At 68.6% G+C, this 6,765-nt stretch carries 5 protein-coding genes; 3 read left to right on the forward strand and 2 right to left on the reverse strand.

The features are described 5' to 3' along the window. Window positions 1-154: 154 nt before the first annotated feature. Entirely contained in the window at window positions 155-415 is a 261-nt protein-coding gene (locus tag AD428_RS28480) for a hypothetical protein (protein WP_053246450.1), read from the reverse strand. Between the two features lie 124 nt (window positions 416-539). Here AD428_RS28480 and AD428_RS20885 point away from each other — a divergent pair, with 124 nt between their 5' ends. Next, window positions 540-1,487 carry a LysR substrate-binding domain-containing protein gene (locus AD428_RS20885; protein ID WP_053246451.1) on the forward strand — a complete coding sequence of 316 codons (948 nt, stop codon included), beginning with the start codon at window positions 540-542 and terminating at the stop codon, window positions 1,485-1,487. 5 nt (window positions 1,488-1,492) lie between these two features. Here the strand turns inward: AD428_RS20885 and AD428_RS20890 are convergent, their stop codons facing one another. Beyond that, window positions 1,493-3,013, reverse strand: a complete 1,521-nt coding sequence (locus AD428_RS20890) for an acetyl-CoA hydrolase/transferase family protein (protein WP_053246452.1) — start codon at window positions 3,011-3,013, stop codon at window positions 1,493-1,495. A gap of 245 nt (window positions 3,014-3,258) precedes the next feature. On the opposite strand from AD428_RS20890, the gene AD428_RS20895 reads away from it, so the two are divergent. Next, window positions 3,259-4,191 (forward strand): LysR family transcriptional regulator, encoded by a 933-nt coding sequence (locus tag AD428_RS20895; protein WP_053246453.1) that lies wholly within the window; start codon window positions 3,259-3,261, stop codon window positions 4,189-4,191. A 221-nt stretch (window positions 4,192-4,412) separates the two neighbouring features. After that, the coding region (locus AD428_RS20900) for a DUF3772 domain-containing protein (protein ID WP_235491046.1) at window positions 4,413-6,765 on the forward strand (2,353 nt) is incomplete at its 3' end.

Below are 6,765 nucleotides of genomic sequence, written 5' to 3' on the forward strand. Positions count from 1 at the left end.
CCCCGCTTCAATTTCCGGGCCCAGCGGCAAGGGAGCGAGACTATAGCACAGATTTTAAAACTGTCGCGCGGCTGCCATCAATCGCTGCCGGCGGGCGGCTCCCTTTTCTTCCTCTCTATATATAGGAGCCGCGAAAGCCCTCTACGCCTGCGCTTCACCAGAGCAACAGGTGCGCGTCGCGCACGCGCTGCAGCTCGCGCCGGCCCCAGGCTTCGTTGACCAGCCAGCAGGGAGCGCCGATGTCCCTGAGCTGGAAGTCGTCCATTTCCACGGCCTGGGCGATCATCCGGCGCCTCATGCGCGTGCGGCGCAGCACGTCGAGGGCCCGGGCCAGCCACCCGGCCGCGTTCGGTACGGGGCGCGCCGCGGCGCCGCCGCGGCAATCAAGAGGGATCGACTTCGAGGGCGTGCACATGATGAGTCTCCTTCGGTGATCTGGTATGGTTAGGCTAACCGTCCATACCTGCCCTGAATATCGAATGTTTTTGGCATAATTGGATAGAAACCCTAACCAATTTAGCGTGTGCCAGGATTTGTCCATGCGGCTTCCTCTCCATACCCTGCCGGCGTTTCGCGCTGTGGCCGAATCGCAGAACCTGCGGGCCGCCGCGCAGCGCCTGCATCTGACACACGGGGCCGTCAGCCAGCAGATCAAGCTGCTGGAATCCCGTCTGGGATACGAATTGTTCGAACGCAACGGCCGCGGCATCGTGCTCAATGCGGCCGGGTCCGCCCTGCTGTGCAGCGTGCAGAGCGCGCTGGCCACGCTGGAGGAGGGACTGATGGCGGCGGGCGCGGTGGCCCGGGGCGGCGCGCAGACATTGCGGGTGTCGGTACTGCCCTCTTTCGCGCAGCGCTGGCTGTTACCGCGCATGGCGCGCTGGCGCGAACGCCACCCCGACCTGTCGCTGGAAATCGAGACGTCGCAGCAGGTTGCGGACCTGTACCGCGACGGGTTTCACGCCGCGCTGCGTTCCGGCGAGGGGCCGTGGCCCGGCGTGGAGTCCGAGCCCCTGTTCGACGAGCCGCTGCCGCTCATCGTGCTGGGCTGCCCGGAAACCGCGCAAGCCCTGCCCGACACGCGGCCGGAAACGCTGGCGACGCTGCCGCTGCTGGGCGAGAAGGAACTATGGCAGATCTGGTTCAAGGCGGCGGGCCTGAACCAGCCGGTGAACCCGGTGGCGTCGTTCAACGACGCGGGGCTGATGCTGCAGGCGGCGGAACAGGGGCTGGGCATCGCGCTGGGACGCGAGCTGCTGGCGGCCGACGCGATCTGCGCGGGCAAGCTGGTGCGCCTGTCGCCGATCGGCGTGAACCATGAACTGACGCAGGGATATCACCTGGTCTACCGCCCCAGCCTGCGGGAATGGCCGCCGCTGCTGGCCTTGCGCGCCTGGCTGCGCGACGAGCTGGAACGCTCCCGCAGCAGCCTGGTGACTTCATTGCCCCGCTCGGCGCTGCCGGCGCCGCGCGGCGGCAGGCGCTGAAGCGCTCAGGCCGCTTTGCGCGCGCGGGATTCGGCGCGGGGCAGCATGGAGCCCGTCTCGCCGAACCGCTGGTGCCAGGAGAACGCCTCTTCGAGCAGGTGCGGCGTCTGCCCGCCGCGCCGGCAGGCGCGCTCGAAGTAGTCTTCGAGCGCGTCGCGGTATGCGGGATGCACACAGTGGCGGATGATGGCGCGCGCCCGTTCGCGCGGCGCCAGGCCGCGCAGGTCGGCCAGCCCGCACTCGGTGACCAGCACGTCCACGTCATGCTCGGTGTGATCCACGTGCGACACCATGGGCACGACGCTGGAGATGTCGCCGTTCTTGGCGATGGACTTGGACACGAAGATGGCCAGGTGCGCGTTGCGCGCAAAATCGCCGGAGCCGCCGATGCCGTTCATCATGTGGGTGCCGCCCACGTGGGTGGAGTTCACGTTGCCGTAGATATCGAACTCCAGCGCGGTGTTGATGGCGATGATGCCCAGGCGGCGCACCAGTTCGGGGGCATTGCTGATTTCCTGCGGGCGCAGCACGATGCGCTCGCGGTAGTGCTCGATATTGGCGAGGATTTTCTCGTACACGGGCCGGGACACCGTGATGGAAGACGCCGAGGCGAAGGCGAGCTTGCCCTGGTCCAGCAGTTCGATGGCGCTGTCCTGCAGCACCTCCGAGTACATCGCCAGCCGCTCGAAATCCGAGTCCGCGAATCCGTGCAGCACGGCATTGGCGATGGTGCCTATGCCAGCCTGCAGCGGCAGCAGCGAGCTGCCCAGCCGCCCCGCGGCCACTTCGGCGCGCAGGAACGTGTTGATGTGATTCGCGATGGCGTTGGTTTCCTCGTCCGGCGGCAAAGCGTTGGACGGGCTGTCGGGCTCCTGCGTGACGACGATGGCCGCGATGCGGGCCGGATCCACTTCGATATACGGCGTGCCGATGCGCTGGTCCACCGCCGTGAGCGGAATCGGCTCGCGGCCGGGGCGGTCCGCGGGCACGTAGATGTCGTGCAGCCCTTCGATGCCGGCCGGCACGCTCAGGTTGAGTTCGACGATGACCTGCCGCGCCTGCTGGACGAAGGATGCGGAGTTGCCCACCGACATGGTGGGCACGATGGCTCCGCTTTCCGTAATGGCGGCGGCCTCGATGATGGCGATATCCACGGGCCCGATGTGGCCGGCCCGCAGCAGTTCGGCCGTCTCGGACAGGTGCTGGTCGATGAACGCCACGCCGCCTTCGTTGATCTTGCGGCGCAGCGTGGTGTCCACCTGGAACGGCATGCGGCGGGCGAGCGCATTGGCCTGCGCCAGCAGCTTGTCGGTGTCGTGGCCCAGCGAGGCGCCAGTGATCAGCGTCATGGACAAGGGCTCGCGCTCGGCCCGGCTGGCGATGGCCGCCGGCACGGACTTGCAATCTCCGGCGCGAGTGAAGCCGCTCATGCCCACGGTCATGCCGTTCCTGACGAGCAGGGCAGCCTGTTCGGCGCTGGTGATGCGGTCTTGCAGGCCGGGATGGCGGATGCGGTCGGTATGCATGGGGTGTCTCCAATACGAGGCCGGCGGCTAGCGGTCGGGCGCGCGGCCTGGCCGTCGCGTCCGGGCACCGTCTGTCGCGGCGTTTCCTGGCTGTCCCGCGGCGGGCCGAACCCGGCGGGAATATCTCGGCGCCAGTATAGGAAGGGGAATGCCAAATCACGTAATGACTTAAAATCATTCAATTGAGTCGTTTTTTTCATTATTTGGATCAGGCCGCGTGAAATCCGCGGAGAGGATGGGCGGCAATGGACGTGCGCGCGCTGCGCTATTTCGTCGAAACGGTCAGGCATGCAAGCTTCACGAAGGCGGCCCGGGCGCTCTTCGTGACGCAGTCCACCGTGAGCAAGATGATCCGGCAGCTCGAGGAAGAAGCCGGCACCCAGCTGCTGGTGCGCGACGGGCACACGGCCCGCCCCACCGACACCGGACGGGTGATGTACCAGCGCGGCCAGCAGGTGCTGGAAGCCATGCGGCAGCTGGGCGAGGAAATCCGAGAAACCTCCGACCTGCGGCGCGGCGAGCTGGAGGTGGGCATTCCGCCCATGATCAATCTGCTGTTCACGCCCGTGGTGAAGCGTTTCCGCGAACTGCACCCCGCCGTGCGCCTGACCCTGCGCGAAGGAACGGGCCGCGCGGTGGAAACGCTGGTGGGAGACGGCGAGCTGGAAGTGGGCGCCACCATCCTGCCCGTGGCGCCGGACAGCGGCCTGGAAGTCCGCCCTTTCGGCAGTTATCCCGTGTGGGTCGTCGGGCCGCCGGATTCGCCCTGGGCCGGCAAGAAGTCGCTGCCGCTGACGGCGCTGCGCGATACCCGGCTGCTGATCCCTACCGATGATTTCGCCATGACGCGCCGCCTGCGACAGGGCTTTGCGGCCGCGGGCATCGAGCCGCGCATCGCCGCGCAAAGCGCGCACTGGGATTTCCTGGTGTCCCTGGCCTCGGCCGGCCTGGGCGCGGCCCTGCTGCCCGAACCGCTCGTGCAGCGCATGAAGACGCGCGGGCTGAGCACGGCGCGGCTGGCGCGCTCGGCCATGCAATGGGAAGTGGGCCACATCTGGCGCGCCCCGGTTTCCCGCGCCCCGGGCTACCTTTCCCATGCGGCCCGGGCATGGCTGGAGGTCTGCGACGCCGTGCTGGGCCAGACCGCCCGCGCGCGGTCCGGCGCGCCCCGCATTTGAATCCAAACGTAGGGGTCGTAAGCCGGCATTGCCGCCCCGGTGCGAGGAAGCCGCGGAAGCGGCTCCTTGCCGCCGGGCCGTCCCAAGGCGAGAAGCGCCCGCCCGAGGGGCAGCGAGTCCGCGCGGCAGGCGCGGCGCGAGGCATTTTTTGTTGCACCGTTCCGCCTCCGGCTTGGTATGCTGCCGCCAGCTGGCGAGCGACTCGCATTTCCACAGACATGATGCCCCTTTATTCCTATCGCCCCCCACGCGCGCGCCGCCCCTCCCTCGGGGTCCTGGCCGCCGCCTGGCTGGCTGCCCTGCTTCTGGCGTTCGGCGCGCTGGCCGCGCACGCGGCGCCCCCGACCCCGCAGGAAACCGAAGCCCAGCTCGCGGCCGCGCGCAAGCAGATCGACGACATACGCAAGCACATTCCCGACGAAGCGGACGACGCGGACATGGTGGAGCAGCGCGGCAACGCGCTGGACATCCAGTCCAAGGCCGATGCGGCCGCCGAGGCGCTGGCGCCCCAGCTCGCCGCCGTAACAGCCAGGCTGAGCGAACTGGGCCCCGCGCCGGAGAACGGCAAGGAAGCGCCTGACGTGGCCGCGCAGCGCGCGCAGCTCGAAAAGACCAGCCGCGCGCTGGACGCCCAGATCAAGCTGGCCCGCCTGTTGTCGGTAGACGCCGCGCAAACCGCCGAACAGATTTCGGCGCAGCGCCGCAAGCTGTTCCAGGCCCGCCTGGGCGAGCGGCGCGACTCTTTCCTGGCCGGCCAGTTCTGGCAGGAATTCCACGAAGAGTTTCCGCGAGACCTGGAGCGTCTGGATTCGGTGGGCGAGGACCTGGCCAATGCCGCCAGGCAGACGCCGGCATGGGCCTGGCTGCTGGTGGGCGGGCTGATCGCGCTGACGCTCGCGGTGCGCGTGGGCATCGGCCGGCTGCTGCTGCACCTGACCGCCACGCGCGTGCCGCCAGGGCGTCTGCGGCGCTCCTTCCTGGCGATGGCGCAGGTGGCGCTGTCCACGGCCACGCCGGGACTGATCGCCCTGCTGCTCTACGTGGCGCTGGACTGGAATTCGCAATGGAACGACACCGCCAGCATCACGCTGACGGCCAACATGATCGCGATCGCCGCGTTCGGCGGTTATGCCGCGGGCCTGGGCAATGCGCTCATGTCGCCGCGACGGCCGTCGTGGCGGCTGCCGCCGATTGGCGACGAGGTGGCGCGCCGGCTGCGCTGGGTGCCCAATGCCGTGGGCGTGCTGGTTGCGCTGACCTGGCTGGCCGAGCGGCTGCCGGTGCTGCTGAACGCCAGCCTCACCACGACCATTACGGTGACCGGCATCGTGGCGGTGCTCATCATGCTGACGCTGGCCGCTGCCCTGAACGCCGGCCGGCGGCTGCGGCTGAAGGCGCAGCGCGAAGACGGCGAGTCCGCGGTTCCGTTCTGGGTGTCGGCCTTGAACGTGGCGATCTGGACGGTGCTCGTCATCAGCCTGTGCAGCCTGCTCGCGGGCTATGTGGCTTTCGGCAGCTTCCTCACCAAGCAGGTGCTCTGGGTGCTGATGGTGCTGGGCACCGCCTATCTGCTTTCCGTGCTGATCGAGGACGGTTTCAGCACGCTGCTGGGCAGCGGGCAGTCCAGCGAGTCGGAAGGCCCCAGCCTGCGCGACCAGGCTGCCGTGCTGCTGTCCGGCCTGGGCCGGGTGGCGGTGGGGCTGCTCGCGCTCATGCTGCTGGTGGCGCCGTTCGGCGAAGGGCCGATGGACCTGCTGCAGCGTTTCGACCAGTTGCGCAAGGGCCTGGCCATTGGCGAAGCGCAGATCCGGCCGGGCGCGCTGCTGCAGGCGCTGCTGGTGCTGGCCGTGTCGCTGCTGAGCGTGAAAATGCTCAAGCGCTGGCTGCGCACCCGCTATCTGCCCACCACCGAACTCGACCCCGGCATGCAGCTGTCGGCCGCCACGCTCTTCGGCTATGCGGGTTTCGTGCTGGCCGTGGCGCTGGCGCTCTCGGCGGCGGGCATCGGGCTGGAGCGGGTGGCCTGGATCGCCAGCGCGCTGTCGGTGGGCATCGGTTTCGGCCTGCAGGCCGTGGTGCAGAACTTCGTGTCGGGCCTGATCCTGCTCGCCGAACGCCCGGTCAAGGTCGGCGACTGGGTGTCGCTCGGCGGCGTCGAAGGCGACATCCTGCGCATCAATGTGCGCGCCACGGAAATCCAGATGGGAGACCGTTCCACGGTGATCGTGCCCAACTCCGAATTCGTGACCAAGACCGTGCGCAACGTGACGCGGTCCAACCCGCTGGGGCTGGTGCAGCTGCGGCTGCCCATGCCGCTGGCCACCGACGCCGAGCAGGTCCGCGAACGGGTCCTGGACGTCTTCAAGACACACGAGGACGTGCTGGAGTCGCCAGCCCCGAACGTCTATCTGGAGGGCATCGAGAGCGGCCACCTGATTTTCAGCGCCAAGGGCTATGTCTCGTCGCCGCGCGCCACCTACGGCGTGCGCAGCGCCCTGCTCTTCAGCGTGCTCAAGCGCCTGCGCGACGACGGGCTGGAAATGGCCGCGCCGCCCACCATGCTGCTGGCGCAGC

This window comes from Achromobacter sp. DMS1 (assembly GCF_001270295.1).